The organism is Novosphingobium kaempferiae (assembly GCF_021227995.1).
Classification (GTDB): domain Bacteria; phylum Pseudomonadota; class Alphaproteobacteria; order Sphingomonadales; family Sphingomonadaceae; genus Novosphingobium; species Novosphingobium kaempferiae.
In genome coordinates this window covers 3,738,672-3,756,813 of the sequence record NZ_CP089301.1, presented here as the reverse complement: position 1 = coordinate 3,756,813, position 18,142 = coordinate 3,738,672, and the positions used below count along the sequence as shown (strand labels likewise).

The following is an 18,142-nucleotide window of genomic DNA, read 5'->3' as shown; positions in this document are numbered from 1 at the left end:
TTTTCTTAATAGGTGAATTTCGCCGTCAGGCGAACGTCGCGTCCGGCGATGGGCACGAAGTCGCTGGTGAACGAAGCCGAACGGCGGCCGATCACGTCGAACAGGTTGTCGGCCGAGAGCATCAGTGTGACGGGGCCGTTGTCGCCCATCGGGTGCCAGTCGGCGCTGAGGTTGACGAGTGTGAAGGAACTGGTCGGGTTCTCGTACTGGCCGACGCGGTCCTGCTTGGCGTTCCATTCGACTTCGCCGCGCAGACGGACATCGCCGAATGTCACCGCACTGCCACCACGCAGGCGCAGCGGGGGGATGCGCGGGACGGGGCCGTAGCCCTTGATCTGCGCATGGGTGTAGTCCGCCGCGCCGTCGAAACGCAGCTCGCCGTTGTCCCAGGCCACGGCCTGGAAGCTGCCTGCAGCCTCGAAGCCCTTGAAGCGCGCCTCGACGCCCGTGTACTGGTAGACCGGTTGGCCGTCCTGTTCGGCACCGGTCGCGAGCGGGGCGATGTAGTTGTCGAAGTCGGTGAGGTAGCCGGTCAGCGAGAAGTCCACCGTCGGCGTGTTGTAGCGGACGTAGGCCTCGAAGCCGTTGCTCTTTTCCTTGCCCAGCGTGCGGTCGCCGAGTTCGTAGGACTGGGTGGCGACGTGGATGCCGTCGCTCAGCAGTTCCTCGGGCGAGGGCGCACGTTCGCCATGCACGAAGTTCGCGCCGATATTGATGCCGGTGCCCGACTTCCAGCTTGCGCCGACTGCGCCCGACCACAGGTCGAAGCTCTTGTCGAAGTCGGCGCCGCGCGACTGGACGTGCGAGCTATCGTAGCGGCCAGAGGCATCGAAGGTGAAGCCGGAGCCGACGTCGAGCGATTGCAGGGTGAAGAAGCCGATGCGGTCGATCTCGTAATCGGGGACCACTGCTTCCGGACCGGTGACGGTCAGGCTGCGCCAGAGGTACTGCACGCCGCTGCGGCCGCGCCAGCCGCCGTGATTGGCCTGGACCAGATCGAGGCGGGTTTCGATGCCTTCGCCCTCGAAGACGGTGCCGACCTCGTCTCCCTCGAATTCGGTGTGCTGGTAGTCGGCATAAGCACCGCGCACCTGCACGCTGTCGAGGAAGCCGCTGAGCTTGAGTTCGCCGCGCAGGTCGAAGCGGTCCTGCTTGAGCCCGATCGTCACGGGGCCTTCGCCGTGATCGTGGCCGCCTTCGCCTTCCTCTTCGTGCCCGTGGCCGGTCTCTGGTCGCTCCGGCGCGCCGTAAGTCGTGTCGTAGTGCTGATAGGAAATGCCGAGGCTGCCGCCGGCGTCGATGAACGCAAGGCCTGCGCCGATGGTCGTGGTGCGTGCCGCGGAGTTTGGCAGACGGCCGCTGCGGCCTGCTTCGGTTTCGAGTTCGGCTGCTTCTTCGGTCTCGCCATCTTCGCGCAGATGCTCGGCAGCGTGGAGCATGTCGCCGCGCAGGGCCTTGGAATAGACGTTGCCTCCGACACGCAGGTCGTCCGCCTTCCGCCAGGACGCATCGACGTGCGCGACGAACCGGTCGCCGAGCGGGGCGTCGATGGCGCCGCTGACGGCGCGTTCGTCGGCCGCAGTGGCATAGCTGCCGATGCCGGTTGCAGTGATGCGGTCGGGAACTTGACGCGGGATGCGCTTGTCGATGGCGTTGACCGCGCCGCCGATGGCGTTGCCGCCGAAGAGCAGGACCGAGGGGCCGTGGAATACGTCGATGTGGTCGACCGTCAGTGCGTCGAAGACGACGGCGTGGTCGACCGATACGTTGGATGCGTCGAGAGAGCCGATGCCATCGGTCAGCACGCTCACACGGTCGCCGCTGAAACCACGTAGCACCGGGCGCGAGGCGCCGGGCGAGAAGCTGGTGGAGGAAACGCCCGGCAGCGAGTTCAGAATTTCACCGATCTGGCCACGCGTCTGGGCAACCAGCGTGTCGCCCGAGACGCTGGCAGTGGCAGCAAGGAGGCCATAGTCCGTCGGCGGATGCCCGACGACGACGATGTCCTTGCCCGCATCGTCGTCGGCATGAGCCGGCGCATGCGCCGCCTTCTCATTGCGTGGCGAGGCAGGCGTCGATGCCGTCTGCGCATGCACGATGTCTGGAGCAAATGCGGCGCCGGAAGACAGAACGCTGGCGCAGGCCAGCAGGGCGAAGCGGGAGGACCGGGTGTTCATGCTGCACCCGCTAACTGTCATGTTATACTATATCAAGATACAATGTATCGTCATCGGTGAAACGTGCTGCAGAAGCGGCAAGCCGTTACGGCTCAGCGACGAGGACGGAGCCGGGGGTTGGGTTGCAGGGTATCAACCAGCTTGAGGAAATCATCGATGCGGATGATGCGTTCGAACTGGAAGCCGGAACGACCTTCGTGAGTCCAGATCATGTGCGCTTCGATGCGGCCGATGACCGGCAGACGCATCACCAGTCGTTCGCCGCGCTCAAGGTTCATCTCGCCTTGAACCATGAAGCCCTGCGCCGAGATATTGACGATGTGCAGATCGAGGTCGCCAAGTTGGCGATGCTCGGCAATCACCGTATAATCGACCGGATGACGCGTCGCGCGCCGTTTGTCGGTTACAGTGAGCTGCGCTCCTGCACTCATGGTTCCTGACCTTCGTTCTTGATCGAGGCGGAACCTTGGCACCAATTGGCAAACAAGGGGTTAATTCCGGCCATCCATAGTATTCAGGATGGCCGGACTAACTATTATATACCCTTGATAACGCCGTGCTTTTTCTTGCCCAGACTGAGCTTGCGGCTTTCGCCTGCGGGCACGGTCACGAGCAGGGCAGGGTCATCCACCGCCACATCATCGAGGCGCACCGCGCCCTCGGCGATCTTGCGCTTGGCTTCACCGTTCGATGCCACGAAACCAAGGGCGGTGCATGCCGCGCCAAGGCGAATGCCTTCCGCATCGATTTCGATGGTCGGCAGGTCTTCGCCAAGGCCGCCGCCGGCAAAGGTTGCCTGTGCGGTGGCCTCGGAGGACCTGGCGGCTTCATCGCCACGGCATAGGCGTGTCGCCTCGTTGGCGAGCACGATCTTGGCGGCGTTGATCTCGCTTCCCTGCAGCGCTTCCAGACGCTCGATCTCGTCCAGCGGCAGGTCGGTGAAGAGGCGCAGGCGCTTGCCGACGTCGCGGTCGTCGGTGTTGCGCCAGAACTGCCAGTAGTCGAAGTGCGACAACTGGTCCTCGTTCAGCCAGACCGCGCCGCCGACCGTCTTGCCCATCTTGGTGCCGTCGGCGTTGGTGAGCAGCGGCGTCGTCAGGCCGAAGACCTGCGTGCCGTCGACACGGCGGGCGAGTTCCACGCCGTTCACGATGTTGCCCCACTGGTCCGATCCGCCCATCTGCAGGCGGCATCCGGCGCGGCGCGACAGTTCCAGGAAGTCGTAGGCCTGCAGGATCATGTAGTTGAATTCGAGGAAGCTCAGCGACTGCTCGCGGTCGAGGCGCAGCTTGACCGAGTCGAAGCTGAGCATGCGGTTGATCGAGAAATGCTGGCCGATGTCGCGCAGGAACGGGATATATTCCAGCTTGTCGAGCCATTCCGCGTTGTCGACCATGATCGCGTCGCTGGGACCGTCGCCGAAGGTCAGGAAACGTTCGAAGACGTGGCGGATCGAGGCGACGTTCTCCTTGATGAGATCCTCGGTCAGCAGCTTGCGCGCTTCGTCCTTGAAGCTGGGATCGCCGATCTTGCCGGTGCCGCCGCCCATGACCACGATCGGCTTGTGACCGGCCCGCTGGAGCTGGCGCAGCATCATGATCGATACAAGGTGCCCGACGTGCAGCGAGGGCGCCGTCGGGTCGAAGCCGATATACCCCGGCACCACCTGCTTCGCTGCCATGGCGTCAAGGCCCTCGGCGTCGGTGAGCTGGTGGATGTAGCCGCGCTCTTCGAGCAGGCTGAGCAGGGTCGAATTGTAGGTCATCGGTTCCGCTTCGTGTTGCAAGGGAGCGGCGCGCCTAGCACGCCGGTCCCGCGAAACAAAGCCGTGAGCGCTTGGAGGCATCCTCTCGACGAATCCGCATTGCCAGCAGCCACCGCCGACGATTAGCGGTTGGGAATGACCGAACTCGTCTTCCATCCCGCGCATCCCCCGCTTGCCGTTCGCAGCATCGAGGCGCGGATCATCGGGTTCGATGCGACCTGGCTGCGGGCACGGTGGAAGATCATGGGCGCCGGGAGCCTTATGGTGCCCTCGTTTGCGGGGAAGGGCAGGGCCGATGGCTTGTGGCAGACAACCTGCTTCGAACTGTTCCTCCAGCCGGGCGAGGGACCGGGCTACACCGAACTTAACCTGTCGCCATCGGAGAGGTGGAACGTTTATGATTTCACCGCCCCGCGCGAGGGTATGGCCGAGCGCCCGATGCCACGCGAGCCCGATTGCACCATGCGGCTCGGCACCGACATGGCGATCTTCGATGCCGCCATTCCCGCTACTGGCCTGCCCACCGCTCCGTGGCGCTGCGGATTTACCGCCGTGATAGAGGAGCAGGCCGGCCACAAAAGCTACTGGGCGCTTGTCCACGGTTCCGAGGTGCCGGACTTCCATGATCCGGCTTGCTTCACGGCGACCATTGCGGCACCCACCGCGCCATGAAGTTCGGCATCGACCGCCTGCTGGCGGACCACACCCTGCGCGCCCCGCTCGATGACAAGCGCGTCTCGCTCATCGCCCATCCTGCCTCCGTGACGCAGGATCTGGTTCATTCGCTCGACGCGCTCATCGCGGCGGGCGTCAATGTCACCAGCGCCTTCGGACCGCAGCATGGGCTCAAGGGCGACAAGCAGGATAACATGGTGGAGACCATGGACGAGGTCGATCCGCTCTATGGCATCCCCGTCTACAGCCTCTACGGCGAGGTCCGTCGCCCGACCAAGGCGATGATGGCCAGCGCCGATGTGTTCCTGTTCGACCTGCAGGATCTCGGCTGCCGCATCTACACGTTCGTCACCACGCTGCTCTACCTGCTCCAGGAAGCCGCTGCCGAGGGCAAGAGCGTCTGGGTGCTCGACCGTCCCAATCCCGCCGGTCGCCCGGTCGAGGGGACCACGCTGCTCCCGGGACAGGAGAGCTTCGTCGGGGCCGGGCCGATGCCCATGCGCCACGGGCTGACGCTGGGCGAGATGGGCCACTGGTTCGTTCGCCACTTCAAGCTCGACGTCGACTACCGCGTCGTCGCGATGGAGGGCTGGCAACCCGACGCCGCGCCCGGTCATGGCTGGCCGGAAGACCGCATCTGGATCAACCCGAGCCCCAACGCCGCCAATCTCAACATGGCCCGCGCCTATGCCGGGACCGTCATGATCGAGGGCGCTACCCTTTCCGAAGGCCGCGGCACCACGCGCCCGCTCGAAGTCCTGTTCGGCGCCCCGGACATCGACGCCAAGGCCGTGCTGGCCGAGATGCAGGCATTCGCTCCCGAGTGGCTGACCGGCTGCGCGATCCGCGAATGCTGGTTCGAGCCGACCTTCCACAAGCACGCCAAGACGCTGTGCAACGGCCTTATGATCCACGCCGAGGGCGCCTTCTACGATCACCACGCCTTCCGCCCGTGGCGGCTTCAGGCGCTGGCCTTCAAGGCGATCCGCAGGCTCTATCCCGACTATCCCATCTGGCGGGACTTCCCCTACGAGTACGAATTCGAGCGCCTTGCCATCGACGTCATCAACGGCGGTCCGGCCCTGCGTGAGTGGGTCGACGACCCGGCTTCGCTTCCGGTCGACCTCGATGCCATCGCAGGCCGGGACGAGGCCGCGTGGCGGGAGGAAGTGGCCGACCTGCTGCTCTACTGATCCCGTCGTCCCGGACTTGATCCGGGACCGCTGGCCGTGAACAGCCCACTTCGCCGCGCGCGCCTGAGCGCAAGCTCTCACCTAAAGGCCGCCACCGGTCCCGGATCAGGTCCGGGACGACGCCGTGATCCCTACCCCTTCTTCCGCGTCAGTTCCCGCATCGCGCCGTCCAGTCCGTCGAGCGTCAGGGAGAACATCGCCCCGCCCATGATCTCGCGGATCATGCGGGTGGAGCCGGAGTAGCCCCACTGCCGTTCGGGCGTGGGATTCAGCCACACCGTCGCGGGGTAGGTCTGCACGATCCGCTGGAGCCAGACCGCGCCGGCTTCCTCGTTCATGTGCTCTACCGAGCCGCCGGGGTGGCTGATCTCGTAGGGGCTCATCGCCGCGTCGCCGACGAAGATCACCTTGTAGTCGTGGCCGTACTTGTGGAGCACGTCCCATGTCGGAGTGCGCTGCGACCAGCGGCGGCGGTTGTCCTTCCAGACGCCTTCGTAGAGACAGTTGTGGAAGTAGAAGAACTCCATGTTCTTGAACTCGGCGGTGGCGGCGCTGAACAGTTCCTCGACCAGCCGGATGAACGGGTCCATCGAGCCGCCGACGTCGAGGAACAGCAGCACCTTCACCGCATTATGCCGCTCCGGCCGCATGACGACGTCGAGCCAGCCCTGCTTCGCCGTGCCCGCGATCGTGGCGTCGAGGTCCAGTTCCTCCGCCGCGCCTTCACGGGCGAAGCGGCGCAGGCGGCGCAGCGCGACCTTGATGTTGCGGGTGCCCAGTTCGCGCGTGTTGTCGAGGTTGGCGAATTCGCGCTTTTCCCAGACCTTGATCGCGCGACCCTGCTTGCCTTCTCCGCCGATCCGCACGCCTTCGGGGTTGTAGCCCGAATGGCCGAACGGCGAAGTGCCGTTGGTGCCGATCCACTTGTTGCCGCCCTGATGGCGTTTTTCCTGTTCCTCCAGACGCTTCTTCAGCGTCTCCATGATCTCGTCCCAGGAACCGAGCGCCTTCACCGCTTCCATTTCCTCGGCCGAGAAATAGCGCTCCGCCAGCTGCTTCAGCCAGTCCTCGGGGATCTCGACCGGCTGCTGGCCGTAGTCGCTCATCACCCCCTTGAAGACCTTCTGGAAGACCTGATCGAAGCGGTCGAGCAGGCCCTCGTCCTTCACGAACGTCGCGCGGCTGAGGTAGTAGAACGCCTCGGGCGTCTGCTCGATCACGTCCTTGTCGAGCGCCTCCAGCAGGACGAGGTGCTCCTTGAGAGAGGCGGGAATGCCCGCCGCGCGCAGTTCGTCGATGAAGTTCAGGAACATGCGATGGCCCTGACGAAGCGGGGTTTCGTTGAGCCGGAACGGCCCTGAAGTGTCTTCCGTTTGGCGCGATGAACCGCGGAAATCCGGGCATTCCCACGAAAACGGGTGTGACCTTCCGCGTGCACTGAAAAGACACCCGTCCGGGGAGTGGCGCAAGACGAGTACATGCCGGTCACGGCGCGCATCCTACGCATCGCGCGACCTGTAGGAAAACGCGCGCGCCTCACTGCTGCGAGACATTCGGCGGCGGGGGCTGCTGCGGCCAGCTTTCCAGCGCCGGGTCGATCACCGCCCATGGCGGGGCTTCCTCGGTCCAGATCGCCATTGCCGGGCCGAGGCCGTGGCCTTCGTCGAGCAGGCCGAGGCGGATGGTGCGGAACTGCGGCCGCGCGCTCGACCGGCCGAGCACCGGCGTGCCGCATTCGAGACAGAACTCCTGCGTCAGCACGTTGCCGCTGGCCGCGACGTAGACGTAGTCGCCGCGCAGGCCTTCCAGTTCCACCGCTTCGGTCGGGAACATCGCGTTGTTGGTCGGGCCGCCCGCCGCAGACTTCTGGCACTGGCGGCACCAGCACTGGCGCGTGGCGACGGGTTCGGCGGTGATGGTGACGCTCACCGCCCCGCAGTTGCAGCGTCCGGAATAGGGTGCCGTCATCTCACCGTCCTCCGCGCGCCATGAAGGCGAGCCGTTCGAACATCATCACGTCCTGCTCGTTCTTGAGCAGCGCCCCGTGCAGCGGCGGGATCGCCTTGCCCGGATCGCGGTTCTGCAACACGTCGAGCGGCATGTCCTCGTTCATCAGCAGCTTGAGCCAGTCGAGCAGTTCGCTGGTGGAGGGCTTCTTCTTGAGGCCCGGCACTTCGCGCAACTCGTAGAAGATCTCCATCGCCTTCCTCACCAGCGTCTTCTGGATGCCGGGGAAGTGGACGTCGACGATGGCTTCCATCGTCTCGCGGTCGGGGAAGCGGATGTAGTGGAAGAAGCAGCGGCGCAGGAAGGCGTCGGGCAGGTCCTTCTCGTTGTTGGAGGTGATGACCACGATCGGGCGTTCGACGGCGGCGACGTGCTCACCGGTCTCGTACACGTCGAAGGCCATGCGATCGAGTTCGGCGAGGAGGTCGTTCGGGAATTCGATGTCGGCCTTGTCGATCTCGTCGATCAGCAGCACCGGAAGCTGCGGCGCGGTGAACGCTTCCCACAGCTTGCCCTTGCGGATGTAGTTGTTGATGTCGTGGACGCGCGCGTCGCCAAGCTGGCCGTCGCGCAGGCGGGCGACCGCGTCGTATTCGTACAGGCCCTGATGGGCCTTGGTGGTGGACTTGACGTTCCAGGTGATGAGCGGGGCGTTCAGGGCCTCGGCGATCTGTTCGGCCAGCACGGTCTTGCCGGTGCCCGGCTCCCCCTTCACCAGCAGCGGGCGACGCAGCAGGACGGCGGCGTTGACCGCGACCTTGAGGTCTTCGGTGGCGACGTAGTTGCTGGTGCCTTCGAAACGCTGCATCGGCTCTTCCTGATCGCTTTAACTGTCCGATTAAGCCCTATGTGGTGCGTCGCAGCAAGGCAATACCGACGGGCCGTGCGCGAGAGCGCGATGGACAACCCCGCCGGGGCGTTGCACATCGGCGCGCATGGGGCTTCATTTCCTGCGGCGAATGGACTGGCTGGGCGCGGCGCGCAGCCTCGGATACCTGCGCCTGCTCGCACTGCTCAACGTGGCGATGCTGGTGCTGCTGGTGGCGACTTCGCGCGACGGCGTCGACCGCAACGGGTTCCTTCTGGGAAGCGACTTCATCAGCTTCTGGACGGTGGGTCGGATGCTGGGCGAGGGCGCGAACGTCTACGACGGCGCCGCCCACGTCGCGGCGCAGCGCGCCTATTTCGCGCCGGAAAACGGCTATACGGCGTTCTTCTATCCGCCCTCTTTCCTGCCGTTCTGCCGTCCGCTGGGGTGGCTTGGCTATTTCCCGGCGCTGGCGACGTGGCTGGTCGTTACGGGCGCGGCCCATCTCGCGGCGGTGCGGGCTTGGTGGCGGGATGCCGGAGTGCCTGCGCCGCTCTGGCTGCTGTTCCTGGGCTTTCCGGCGGTGCCGATCGTGGCGACGCACGGGCAGACGGCGTTCCTGGTCGCGGCGCTGCTGGGGGGAGGGGCATGGCTGGTCCGTTCTCGTCCGGTGCTGGCGGGCGTGCTGCTCGGCCTTGCGACGATCAAGCCGCAGTTCGGCCTGCTGCTGCCGGTGGCGCTGCTGCTGACGCGGGAATGGCGGACCATCGGGTCGGCTCTGGTGACGGCGATGGTGCTCGCCGCTGCGACGACAGCACTTTACGGCGCGCAGGTCTGGCCGGACTGGCTTGCCGCCAGCGCGAGGGCGCAGGACGCCATGGCCGAGGGCGCCGTCGGCTATGCCAAGATGGTGAGCCCCTTTGCCGCGCTGCGTCTCCTCGGGGTGCCGACCGGCGCGGCTTATGCCGTGCAGGCGGTTGTGTCGCTCGGCGTCGCGGGCCTGTTGGCCTGGGCAGCATGGAACAAGCGCTGGTCGCCCGGACTGGCCGCGCTGACCCTCGCAGGCGCGCCGCTGGTGACGCCCTTCGTGCTCGACTACGATCTGGTGCTGCTCGCCTTCCCGCTGCTCTGGCTGACCGGGCAGGGGCTGCGCGACGGCTTCCGCGACTGGGAGAAGCTGGCGATCCTCCTCGCCATCGCCGCGCCCGCCTTCGCCCGTCCGCTGGCGATGAACGCGGGCGTGCCGGTCATGCCGCTGGTGCTCGCGCTGCTGTTCGCGGTGGTCTGGCGCCGCGCGAGAGCCTAGCCCGCGACCTTTGCGAGCCTGCGCATCAGCATCTCTAAGCGCTGGTTGTCGACGGGGGCCCTGGCATCGTTCCAGCTTCCGGTGACGACCTTCCATGCGCCGTCCCGGCCGCGCAGCAGCCAGGTCATGCTGATGACCCCGTCTTCCGAGCCCCCCTTGTACCCGACATAGGACCACGCCCGCCCCGTCGCGCCATCCATCGCGGGATTGACGGCGAGGATGTCGAGCGCCTCCCGACTGTCGAAGCGGCGCAGGTCGTCCATCACGCCCGCGAGGTCGGCGGAGGAGGCGAACCATTCCACGCTGTCGATGGCGACCGGACCGTGGCCGAAGACCTCGCCGGGATCGGCCTGTGCCACGCCGGACAGATCGAGCGCTGCCAGCAGCCGGGCGCGCTCGGCAGGTGAGGCCTTGGCATAGCGCGCGGCCATCGGCGCGCCGCCGCGCTTGAGGGCGAAGAGTTGCGCCGTCGTCAGCATCGGCGCGAGGGCATCGGGCCTTGCATGGCCGGACAGCCGCACTTCGCGGGCCAGCGCCTCCTGCCCGACGAGGCGCACCAGCATGTCGGTCGCGCTGTTGTCGCTGATCGCGATCATCAGGCTGGCGAGCGTGTGCAGCGTCACTGGCGCGCCATCGGGCAGGGTGTGTACAGTGCCGCCGGGGAAGGACTTGCCCGAGACCGGCACCACGTCGTCCCACCGCCGCGCGCCGTCCTTCACCTGCCGGACCAGCGCCGCGAGGACATAGAGCTTGAACGAGGAACCGACCGCCAGAGCCTTGTCCGCGTTGCGCCCGCCGACCAGCGCCGGAGCGCCGTCACCCAAACGGTAGACCGCGAACCCGGCCTTGCCGGGCAATGCCGCGAACTCGGCCTCCAGCCTGTCGAGCGTGTCGCCCGCAGGCGTCAGCCCGAAGATGCGAAAGCCGGAGACGAGGCCCGGCGCAGCGGGGTTCAGCTCGATCCGGGCAGGCGCCGTGCCATGTGCGAAGCGGAGCGTGAACGTCGCCGACCCTGCCTGCTCGCGCCGGAAATCCGTCCAGTCTTCCAGCGCGCCGCCCTGATCGACAAGCTGTGCCGAAAGGGCGCGCAGCTTGTCGGGCGGCACTTCGGCAAGGAACCGTGCGTCAAAGGTATCCGCCGGGGCGCGGGTGCCGCGCATCACCGCGACGACCTCCGCTATACGGGATCGCAGCAGCGCCTCCCGGTCGTCAGCGGCCAGTGCGGTTGTGGTCACAACGCTGCCCAGCACGAGGACCATGATCCAGCGCAGGCAGCCAAGCCATCGGTTCACCGCCGAAAGCACCGCGCCTGCGTGCCGGTCACGCGTCGATCAGTTCGCGATCGACGTCGCCTGCGCGGTTCTGGATGAAGTGGAAGCGGTGCTCGGGATTGCGGCCCATGAGGCGGTCCACCAGATCCTTGACCGCGAAGCGCCCTTCGCTCTCCTGCGGCAGCGTGATGCGGATGAGCGAGCGGGTGTCCGGGCTCATCGTCGTTTCGCGCAGTTGCCCCGGGTTCATCTCGCCGAGGCCCTTGAACCGGCCGACTTCGACCTTCTTGCCCTTGAACTTGGTCGCTTCCAGTTCGGCACGGTGCGCATCGTCGCGGGCATAGGCCGAAGTCGCGCCCGAGGTGAGGCGATAGAGCGGCGGCTGGGCGAGGTAGAGGTGCCCGCGCCGCACGATCTCCGGCATCTCCTGGAAGAAGAAGGTCATCAGCAGCGTGGCGATGTGTGCGCCGTCGACGTCGGCGTCGGTCATGATGACGATACGGTCGTAGCGCAGGTTGTCCGCGTTGCAGTCCTTGCGCGTCCCGCAGCCGAGCGCGAGGCCGAGATCGGCGATTTCCTGGTTGGCGCGGATCTTGTCCGCCGTGGCGCTGGCGACGTTGAGGATCTTGCCGCGGATCGGCAGGATCGCCTGCGTCTTGCGGTCACGCGCCTGCTTGGCCGAGCCGCCTGCCGAATCGCCCTCGACGATGAAGAGTTCGGTCTCGCCGGGGCCGTCGCCCGAACAGTCGGTCAGCTTGCCAGGCAGGCGCAGCTTGCGGGCGTTGGTCGCGGTCTTGCGCTTGACCTCGCGCTCCGCCTTGCGGCGCAGGCGCTCGTCCATGCGCTCCATCACGCTGCCGAGCAGCGCCTTGCCGCGATCGAGATTGTCGGTGAGGAAGTGGTCGAAGTGGTCGCGCACCGCGGCTTCCACCAGCCGCGCGGCCTCCGGGGAGGTCAGGCGATCCTTGGTCTGGCTCTGGAACTGGGGCTCGCGGATGAAGACCGAGAGCATCACCTCGCTGCCGGTGATGACGTCGTCCGGCGTGATGTCCTTGGCCTTCTTGGCCTGCCCCACGAGTTCGGCGAAGGCGCGGATGCCCTTGGTCAGCGCGGCGCGCAGGCCCTGTTCGTGGGTGCCGCCATCGGGCGTCGGGATGGTGTTGCAGTACCAGGAATACGACCCGTCCGAGTAGAGCGGCCAGGCGATCGCCCACTCCACGCGGCCCTGCTCGGAGCCGTCGTCGCCCTTGGCGAAGTCCTGACGGCCGGAGAAGAACTGCGTGGTCACGCATTCGCGCCCACCGATCTGCTCGGCCAGATGGTCGGCAAGGCCGCCGGGGAACTGGAACGTCGCCTCCGCCGGGATGCCGTCCACCGCGAGCGAGGGCGCGCACTTCCAGCGGATTTCGACGCCTGCGAAGAGGTATGCCTTCGACCGGACCAGCTTGAACAGGCGGGCGGCCTTGAACTTCTGGTCGCCGAAGATCTCGGCGTCGGGGGTGAAAGTGACGGACGTGCCGCGCCGGTTGGGTGCCGCGCCGATCTTCTGGATGGGCCCAAGCGTGATCCCGCGCGAGAATTCCTGCGCGTAGAGTTCCTTGTTGCGCGCGACTTCCACCCGCGTCTTCACCGAAAGCGCGTTGACCACCGAGATGCCGACGCCGTGGAGGCCGCCCGAAGTGGCATAGGCTTTCCCCGAGAACTTGCCGCCCGAGTGGAGCATCGACAGGATGACTTCGAGCGCCGACTTGCCGGGGAACTTGGGATGCTCGTCCACCGGCATGCCGCGCCCGTTGTCGGTGATCGTGATCCGGCCCGGGGTGCCGGCTTCCTCCTCCAGCACGACCTCGATGCGGTTGGCGTGGCCGGCGACGGCCTCGTCCATCGCGTTGTCGAGGATTTCAGCCGCGAGATGGTGCAGCGCACGCTCGTCGGTGCCGCCGATATACATGCCCGGACGGCGGCGGACGGGCTCAAGCCCCTCCAGAACCTCGATCGCGGAGCTGTCATAGGACTCGCCGGTGGCGGCGGGGAGCTTGTCGAAGAGGTCGTCGGACATGAGCGCGACTATAGGACGCGCGGAATCGCGGCGGCAAGCGGTTGCTTGCGCTTTATCCGCAGGGGAGGTTCAAAGCGGGAACGAAGGCGCGTCGTCATCCCGGCGAATGCCGGGACCGTGGGCGGTTTTTAGGCGCAAGCTGGCGCCAGGGCTCCCGCCGTGAAGTGGGCTGTTCACGGCCCACGGTCCCGGCATTCGCCGGAATGACGCGGTTTCGGAAGCCTTACTCCCCGAACTTCACCGGAGCCGGGCTCACCACCTTGACGGTTCCGGCCCCAACCTCGCGCACTTCCAGCGCGCGCTCGATCAGCCCGCCGCGGGTGAAGCGGAATGCGCCGTCGACGCCGAGGAAGCCGCCGGGGAACGCCCTGGTGTCGCGCAGGGTATCGACCGGGAAGCGGGTGCCGGGCTTCCAGTCGCGGGCGACGCGCAGGGTCAGCAGCACCGCGTCGTAGCCGAGCGTGGCGATGCGGAAGGGCTGGCCGCCGAAGCGGGCGCGGTAGCTCTTGGAGAACTGGCCGAAGCGCTGGTCGGAAACGGTGGCGTACCATGCACCGGCAAGCGCGGGCGAGGCGTTGACGTCGCGCTCGCCGCTCCACAGCTCGGTGCCGAGCAGGCGCACGCCGGTGCCGGCAGGGGCCTTCGCGGTGCCCTTGAAGGCAGTGGCGGCGCGGACCGACAGGCTGCCGCTGTCGGCGATCAGCAGCGCCTGGAAGCCGCCCTTGGCCTTTACGCGCTGGGCTGCGGCGGCGATGGAAACGGAGCTGCGCTCATAGGGCTCGAGCGCGACGACCGATCCGCCGCCGGTGCGCACGGCGGCGAGCAGGGCGGCGCTGGTGCGGTCGCCATAGTCGCCGCGCGGGACGAGGGCGGCGAACGTCGAGACGCCCTGCGCGCGGGCGTATTCGACGGTGCGCGTCACCGACTGGCCGGGCAGGTTGCCCATGATGAAGACATCGCGGCTGGCGGCCTTCTCGTCGTTGGAGAACGAGATGACCGGGATCTTCGCACTACGCGCGACGGCGGAAACCGTGGGGATATCGTCCGCCAGCAGCGGGCCGAGGATCAGCTGGTTGCCGTCGGCGATGGCCTTGCGGGTGGCCTCCGCCGCGCCGGTCGAGGTGTCGTAGGTGGTGACGCGCAGGTTCTTCGCCGAAGTATCGAGCAGCGCCATGTTGGCGGCATTGGCGATGGCCTGGCCGACGCCCGCGTTGGTGCCCGAGACGGGAACCAGCAGCGCGACGCGGTGGCGCTCGGTGTCGACGGGGATGTCGCTCTGGCTGGGCGCGGGAGTAGGGGCAGGCGGCGGGGCGGGCTGCGGGGCCTTGGGCACCACGGCGCAACCGGCGACCAGTGCCATTGCGGCGGCGGCGAGAAGATTCCGGCGCTTGAGGCGAAGACCCTCGCTGACGTCGAACATGGCTTGCCGCTCCCTCGGTCTATGGGCCATGAGTCCGGCCCTATGGAAAACACACTGTCGCCGGGCCTTTACATAGTCGCAACCCCCATTGGCAACCTGGGGGACATTACGATGCGCGCCGTCGAGACCCTTCGCGGGGTCTCCGTAGTCGCCTGCGAGGACACTCGCGTGACGGGCAAGCTGCTGCATCACCTCGGCCTCAAGAAGAAGCTGGTGCGCTATGACGACCACGCCGGGGAGGGGGATCGCGAGCGCCTGCTGGCGACGATGGAGGCCGAGCCGGTGGCGCTCGTCAGCGACGCCGGGACGCCGCTGATCTCCGACCCCGGATACCGTCTCGTCCGCACCGCGCGGGAGCGGGGAATCGCGGTTACCAGCCTGCCAGGGCCGAATGCTGCGGTGGTGGCGATGACGCTTTCGGGCCTGCCGAACGACCGCTTCCTGTTCGCCGGGTTCCTGCCCAACAAGGCCAAGGCGCGCGAGGATACGCTGGCGGGGCTTGCCGCGGTTCCGGCTACGCTGATCTTCTACGAGACCGCGCCGCGTCTCGACGCCTCGCTTGCCGCCATCGCGCAGGTGCTGCCGGGACGCGAGGTCGCGGTGGCGCGCGAGCTGACCAAGAAATTCGAGGAATGCCGCAGCGGTTCTCCACAGGAACTGTCGGAATACTACGCCGCGCACCCGCCCAAGGGCGAGATCGTGCTGCTGATCGCCCCGCCCGGCGACGAGCCCAGGGGCGAGGTCGATGTCGACGCCCTGCTGCGCGAGGCGCTGGCCGGGGCCAAGGCGTCGCAGGCGGCAGCGGCGGTGGCCAAGGCGACCGGGCTCGACCGCAAGATGCTCTATGCCCGCGCGATGGAGCTTAAGTGAGCGGTGAGCGCAGGCGCACGGCAGAGCGGCACGGCAGGCGCGGGGAGTGGCTCGCGGGGCTCTACCTGTGGATCACCGGCTGGCGCGTCGTCGGGCGACGGGTGAAGACCCGCAAGGGCGAGATCGACCTCGTCGCGCGGCGCGGGCGGACGGTGTGCTTCGTCGAGGTGAAGTGGCGGCGGACGCAGGCGGAACTCGCGACGGCCATCGATGAGCGGCGGCTGCGGCGCGTGGCCGATGCGGCGGAAATGATCTCCAGCCGCTATGCGAAGCCCGGCGACGACCAGCGGATCGACGTGATCCTTATCGCCCCGCGCTCATGGCCGCGCCGGATCGTCAATGCCTGGCAACCCGGCGCGTTCTGAAAGGGCATTGGCCCACCGGTTCGTCATTGCGAGCGAAGCGAAGCAATCCGGCGGTCCGCGCCGACCATGGATTGCTTCGCTTCGCTCGCAATGACGAAGGGTGGTTTCAACCGATGTCAGCCTTTCGGATGATCGGTCGGATGCGGTGACGGGTGATCGGTGGGATGCGGGCTCGGATGATCGGTCGGAGCCGGGGTCGGGTGCGGTGTCGGATGGGGCTCCGGGTTGGCCAGGCTCATGCCCGGCACCGCAAGGATGCCGGCGGCGCAGACGAGGGCGATGAAGGTGTGCTTCGTGCTCATGGAAAATTTCTCTCCGCGATTAGAAGTTGAGGTTCGCTTTGCGCGCTGCGACCTATATGCGGCGAACCACAGCCGGCTCCTTAAGGGAGCACTCCGGACGCCCCCTTAGGAGCGCGATTACATGTCTTTGCGTATTGCCGTTCAGATGGACCCCCTCGAAACGATCAAGATCGGGGGCGATTCGAGCTTTGCCCTGATGCTGGCGGCGCAGGCGCGGGGGCACACGCTCTTCCACTACGACGTGAAGACGCTGGCCTACGACACCGCGCACGGCGCAGGCGGCCGCCTGACCGCATGGGGCGCGCCGGTCACGGTGCAGCGGGTGGAGGGCAACCACTTCACGCGCGGCGAGTACCGCCTGATCGATCTGGTCGAGGATATCGACGTCGTGCTGATGCGACAGGATCCGCCGTTCGATCTCGGCTACATAACCGCCACGCACCTGCTGGAACGGCTGGAGGGCCGCACGCTGGTGGTCAACGACCCGGCATCGGTGCGCAATGCGCCGGAGAAGGTCTTCGTGCTCGACTACGCGCGCTTCATGCCGCCGACATTCATCGCCCGCCGCATCGAGGACGTGAAGGCGTTCAACCTGCGCCATCCCGGCGACCTCGTCATCAAGCCGCTGCACGGCAACGGCGGCAAGGCGGTGTTCCGCGTGCCCGCCGACGGATCGAACCTCGGCGCGCTGATCGAGATGTTCGAGAACGCGTGGGTCGAGCCGTTCATGGTCCAACCCTTCCTTCCCGACGTGTCCGAGGGCGACAAGCGCATCGTCCTCGTCGACGGCGAGTTCGCGGGCGCCATCAACCGCAAGCCGGGCGCGGGCGAGTTCCGCTCCAACCTCGCGGTCGGCGGATCGGCGGAGGCGAGTACGCTCACTTCGGCGGAAGAGGAAATCTGCGCGGCGCTCGGACCGGAACTCAAGGCGCGGGGGCTGGTTTTCGTCGGCATAGACGTGATCGGCGGGAAATGGCTGACGGAAATCAACGTGACTTCGCCGACGGGCATCGTGGCGATCGACCGGTTCAACGGAACCGACACCGGCGCGCGTATCTGGGACGCGATCGAACGGCGCCACGCGGCGATGTGAAGGCTGTCGCCGCGCGGGATTGCTTCGCTTCGCTCGCAATGACGAGCTGTGGGGAAGCAATCCCCGGTACAGCTTTCGTGACGTATCGCCCCCACCGTCGTCATTGCGAGCGACCGCAGGTCGCGCGGCAATCCGGAGCGGCAGGCGCCTCGCCATCAAGGGCCAGCACGAATGTCTGAGTGGGTCTACGAGATCGTCCGTCAGGGCGGCTATCTCGGCATCATGTTCCTGATGGCGCTGGAGAATATCATCCCGCCAATCCCGTCGGAGCTTATCATGGGCCTTGGCGGCATCGCGGTGGCGCGCGGGGACATGCAGTTCTGGCCGCTGCTGTTCTGGGGCACGCTCGGCGCGGCTATGGGCAACTATGTGCTGTTCCTCGTCGCCGACCGGCTGGGTTACGAGCGGCTACGTCCCTTCATCGACCGCTGGGGTCGCTGGCTGACGCTGGAGTGGCATGACGTCGAGGTCGCGGGCCGTTTCCTGCGCCGCCATGGGCACTGGGTCGTGTTCCTGTTCCGCTTCATGCCGATGTTCCGCACGGTGATCTCGATCCCGGCGGGCCTTGCGCATATGGGGCACTTCAAGTTCCTGGGCTTCACCTTCGTCGGCGCGGCGATCTGGAACGTGGCGCTGATCCTCGGCGGCAAGTGGCTGGGGCACACGCTGTCCGAGGCGGAGCAGTGGCTGGGTTACGCGACGCTGGTGGTGGGCGCGGCGACGGTGGTGTTCTACCTGTGGCGCGTGATGAGCTGGAAGCCGCGGGAGAAGTGACGTTGCCGATCGTCATTGCGAGCGTAGCGAAGCAATCCAAGGCACCGCCACCGGCTG

17 protein-coding genes are annotated in these 18,142 nt (G+C 66.8%); 7 read left to right on the top strand and 10 right to left on the bottom strand.

Annotated features, from left to right (window positions below; all coding sequences use genetic code 11):
• Positions 1 to 5: 5 nt before the first annotated feature.
• The 3 genes from LO787_RS17215 to tyrS all read right to left on the bottom strand — a co-directional run bounded on the left by LO787_RS17215 (position 6) and on the right by tyrS (position 3,942).
• Positions 6 to 2,177: a TonB-dependent receptor gene (locus LO787_RS17215; protein WP_232492218.1), complete on the bottom strand. Its 2,172-nt coding sequence runs from the start codon at positions 2,175 to 2,177 to the stop codon at positions 6 to 8.
• Positions 2,178 to 2,269: 92 nt separating this feature from the next.
• Entirely contained in the window at positions 2,270 to 2,608 is a 339-nt protein-coding gene (locus LO787_RS17210; RefSeq protein ID WP_232492217.1) for a PilZ domain-containing protein, read from the bottom strand.
• Between the two features lie 104 nt (positions 2,609 to 2,712).
• Positions 2,713 to 3,942, bottom strand: a complete 1,230-nt coding sequence (gene tyrS, locus LO787_RS17205; RefSeq protein ID WP_232492216.1) for a tyrosine--tRNA ligase — start codon at positions 3,940 to 3,942, stop codon at positions 2,713 to 2,715.
• Between the two features lie 135 nt (positions 3,943 to 4,077).
• Between tyrS and LO787_RS17200 the strand changes: the two genes are divergently transcribed.
• Positions 4,078 to 4,614 carry a DOMON-like domain-containing protein gene (locus tag LO787_RS17200; protein WP_232492215.1) on the top strand — a complete coding sequence of 179 codons (537 nt, stop codon included), beginning with the start codon at positions 4,078 to 4,080 and terminating at the stop codon, positions 4,612 to 4,614.
• Positions 4,611 to 5,810, top strand: coding sequence for an exo-beta-N-acetylmuramidase NamZ family protein (locus LO787_RS17195; RefSeq protein WP_232492214.1), 1,200 nt, complete (start codon positions 4,611 to 4,613; stop codon positions 5,808 to 5,810). The genes LO787_RS17200 and LO787_RS17195 overlap by 4 nt, the downstream gene beginning before the upstream one ends.
• A gap of 131 nt (positions 5,811 to 5,941) precedes the next feature.
• Here the strand turns inward: LO787_RS17195 and LO787_RS17190 are convergent, their stop codons facing one another.
• The 3 genes from LO787_RS17190 to LO787_RS17180 form a co-directional block, all read right to left on the bottom strand.
• Entirely contained in the window at positions 5,942 to 7,123 is a 1,182-nt protein-coding gene (locus LO787_RS17190; protein WP_232492213.1) for a vWA domain-containing protein, read from the bottom strand.
• A 223-nt stretch (positions 7,124 to 7,346) separates the two neighbouring features.
• The gene (locus LO787_RS17185; protein WP_232492212.1) at positions 7,347 to 7,778 is read right to left on the bottom strand and encodes a GFA family protein; all 432 of its coding nucleotides are present in this window, start codon (positions 7,776 to 7,778) and stop codon (positions 7,347 to 7,349) included.
• A 1-nt stretch (position 7,779) separates the two neighbouring features.
• On the bottom strand, positions 7,780 to 8,625 hold the full coding sequence (locus tag LO787_RS17180) for an AAA family ATPase (RefSeq protein WP_232492211.1): 846 nt from the start codon (positions 8,623 to 8,625) through the stop codon (positions 7,780 to 7,782).
• A gap of 127 nt (positions 8,626 to 8,752) precedes the next feature.
• On the opposite strand from LO787_RS17180, the gene LO787_RS17175 reads away from it, so the two are divergent.
• Positions 8,753 to 9,931 (top strand): glycosyltransferase family 87 protein, encoded by a 1,179-nt coding sequence (locus LO787_RS17175; protein WP_232492210.1) that lies wholly within the window; start codon positions 8,753 to 8,755, stop codon positions 9,929 to 9,931.
• Here LO787_RS17175 and LO787_RS17170 read toward each other — a convergent pair.
• The 3 genes from LO787_RS17170 to LO787_RS17160 form a co-directional block, all read right to left on the bottom strand.
• Positions 9,928 to 11,223, bottom strand: coding sequence for a serine hydrolase (locus tag LO787_RS17170; protein WP_232492209.1), 1,296 nt, complete (start codon positions 11,221 to 11,223; stop codon positions 9,928 to 9,930). The genes LO787_RS17175 and LO787_RS17170 overlap by 4 nt on opposite strands.
• A 28-nt stretch (positions 11,224 to 11,251) precedes the next feature.
• Positions 11,252 to 13,261, bottom strand: coding sequence for a DNA topoisomerase IV subunit B (parE, locus tag LO787_RS17165; protein WP_232492208.1), 2,010 nt, complete (start codon positions 13,259 to 13,261; stop codon positions 11,252 to 11,254).
• A 223-nt stretch (positions 13,262 to 13,484) separates the two neighbouring features.
• Positions 13,485 to 14,681 carry a penicillin-binding protein activator gene (locus LO787_RS17160; RefSeq protein WP_232492207.1) on the bottom strand — a complete coding sequence of 399 codons (1,197 nt, stop codon included), beginning with the start codon at positions 14,679 to 14,681 and terminating at the stop codon, positions 13,485 to 13,487.
• Between the two features lie 42 nt (positions 14,682 to 14,723).
• Here LO787_RS17160 and rsmI point away from each other — a divergent pair, with 42 nt between their 5' ends.
• Both rsmI and LO787_RS17150 read left to right on the top strand, forming a co-directional pair.
• Entirely contained in the window at positions 14,724 to 15,551 is an 828-nt protein-coding gene (rsmI, locus tag LO787_RS17155) for a 16S rRNA (cytidine(1402)-2'-O)-methyltransferase (protein ID WP_232492206.1), read from the top strand.
• Positions 15,548 to 15,916, top strand: coding sequence for a YraN family protein (locus LO787_RS17150; RefSeq protein WP_232492205.1), 369 nt, complete (start codon positions 15,548 to 15,550; stop codon positions 15,914 to 15,916). Before rsmI ends, LO787_RS17150 begins: the two co-directional genes overlap by 4 nt.
• A gap of 116 nt (positions 15,917 to 16,032) precedes the next feature.
• Here the strand turns inward: LO787_RS17150 and LO787_RS17145 are convergent, their stop codons facing one another.
• Entirely contained in the window at positions 16,033 to 16,218 is a 186-nt protein-coding gene (locus tag LO787_RS17145) for a hypothetical protein (RefSeq protein ID WP_232492204.1), read from the bottom strand.
• 121 nt (positions 16,219 to 16,339) lie between these two features.
• Here LO787_RS17145 and gshB point away from each other — a divergent pair, with 121 nt between their 5' ends.
• Together gshB and LO787_RS17135 are read left to right on the top strand one after the other, a co-directional pair.
• Positions 16,340 to 17,311, top strand: coding sequence for a glutathione synthase (gene gshB / locus LO787_RS17140; RefSeq protein ID WP_232492203.1), 972 nt, complete (start codon positions 16,340 to 16,342; stop codon positions 17,309 to 17,311).
• 171 nt (positions 17,312 to 17,482) lie between these two features.
• Complete coding sequence (locus LO787_RS17135; protein WP_232492202.1) at positions 17,483 to 18,085, top strand: DedA family protein; 603 nt, start codon at positions 17,483 to 17,485, stop codon at positions 18,083 to 18,085.
• Positions 18,086 to 18,142: the final 57 nt, after the last annotated feature.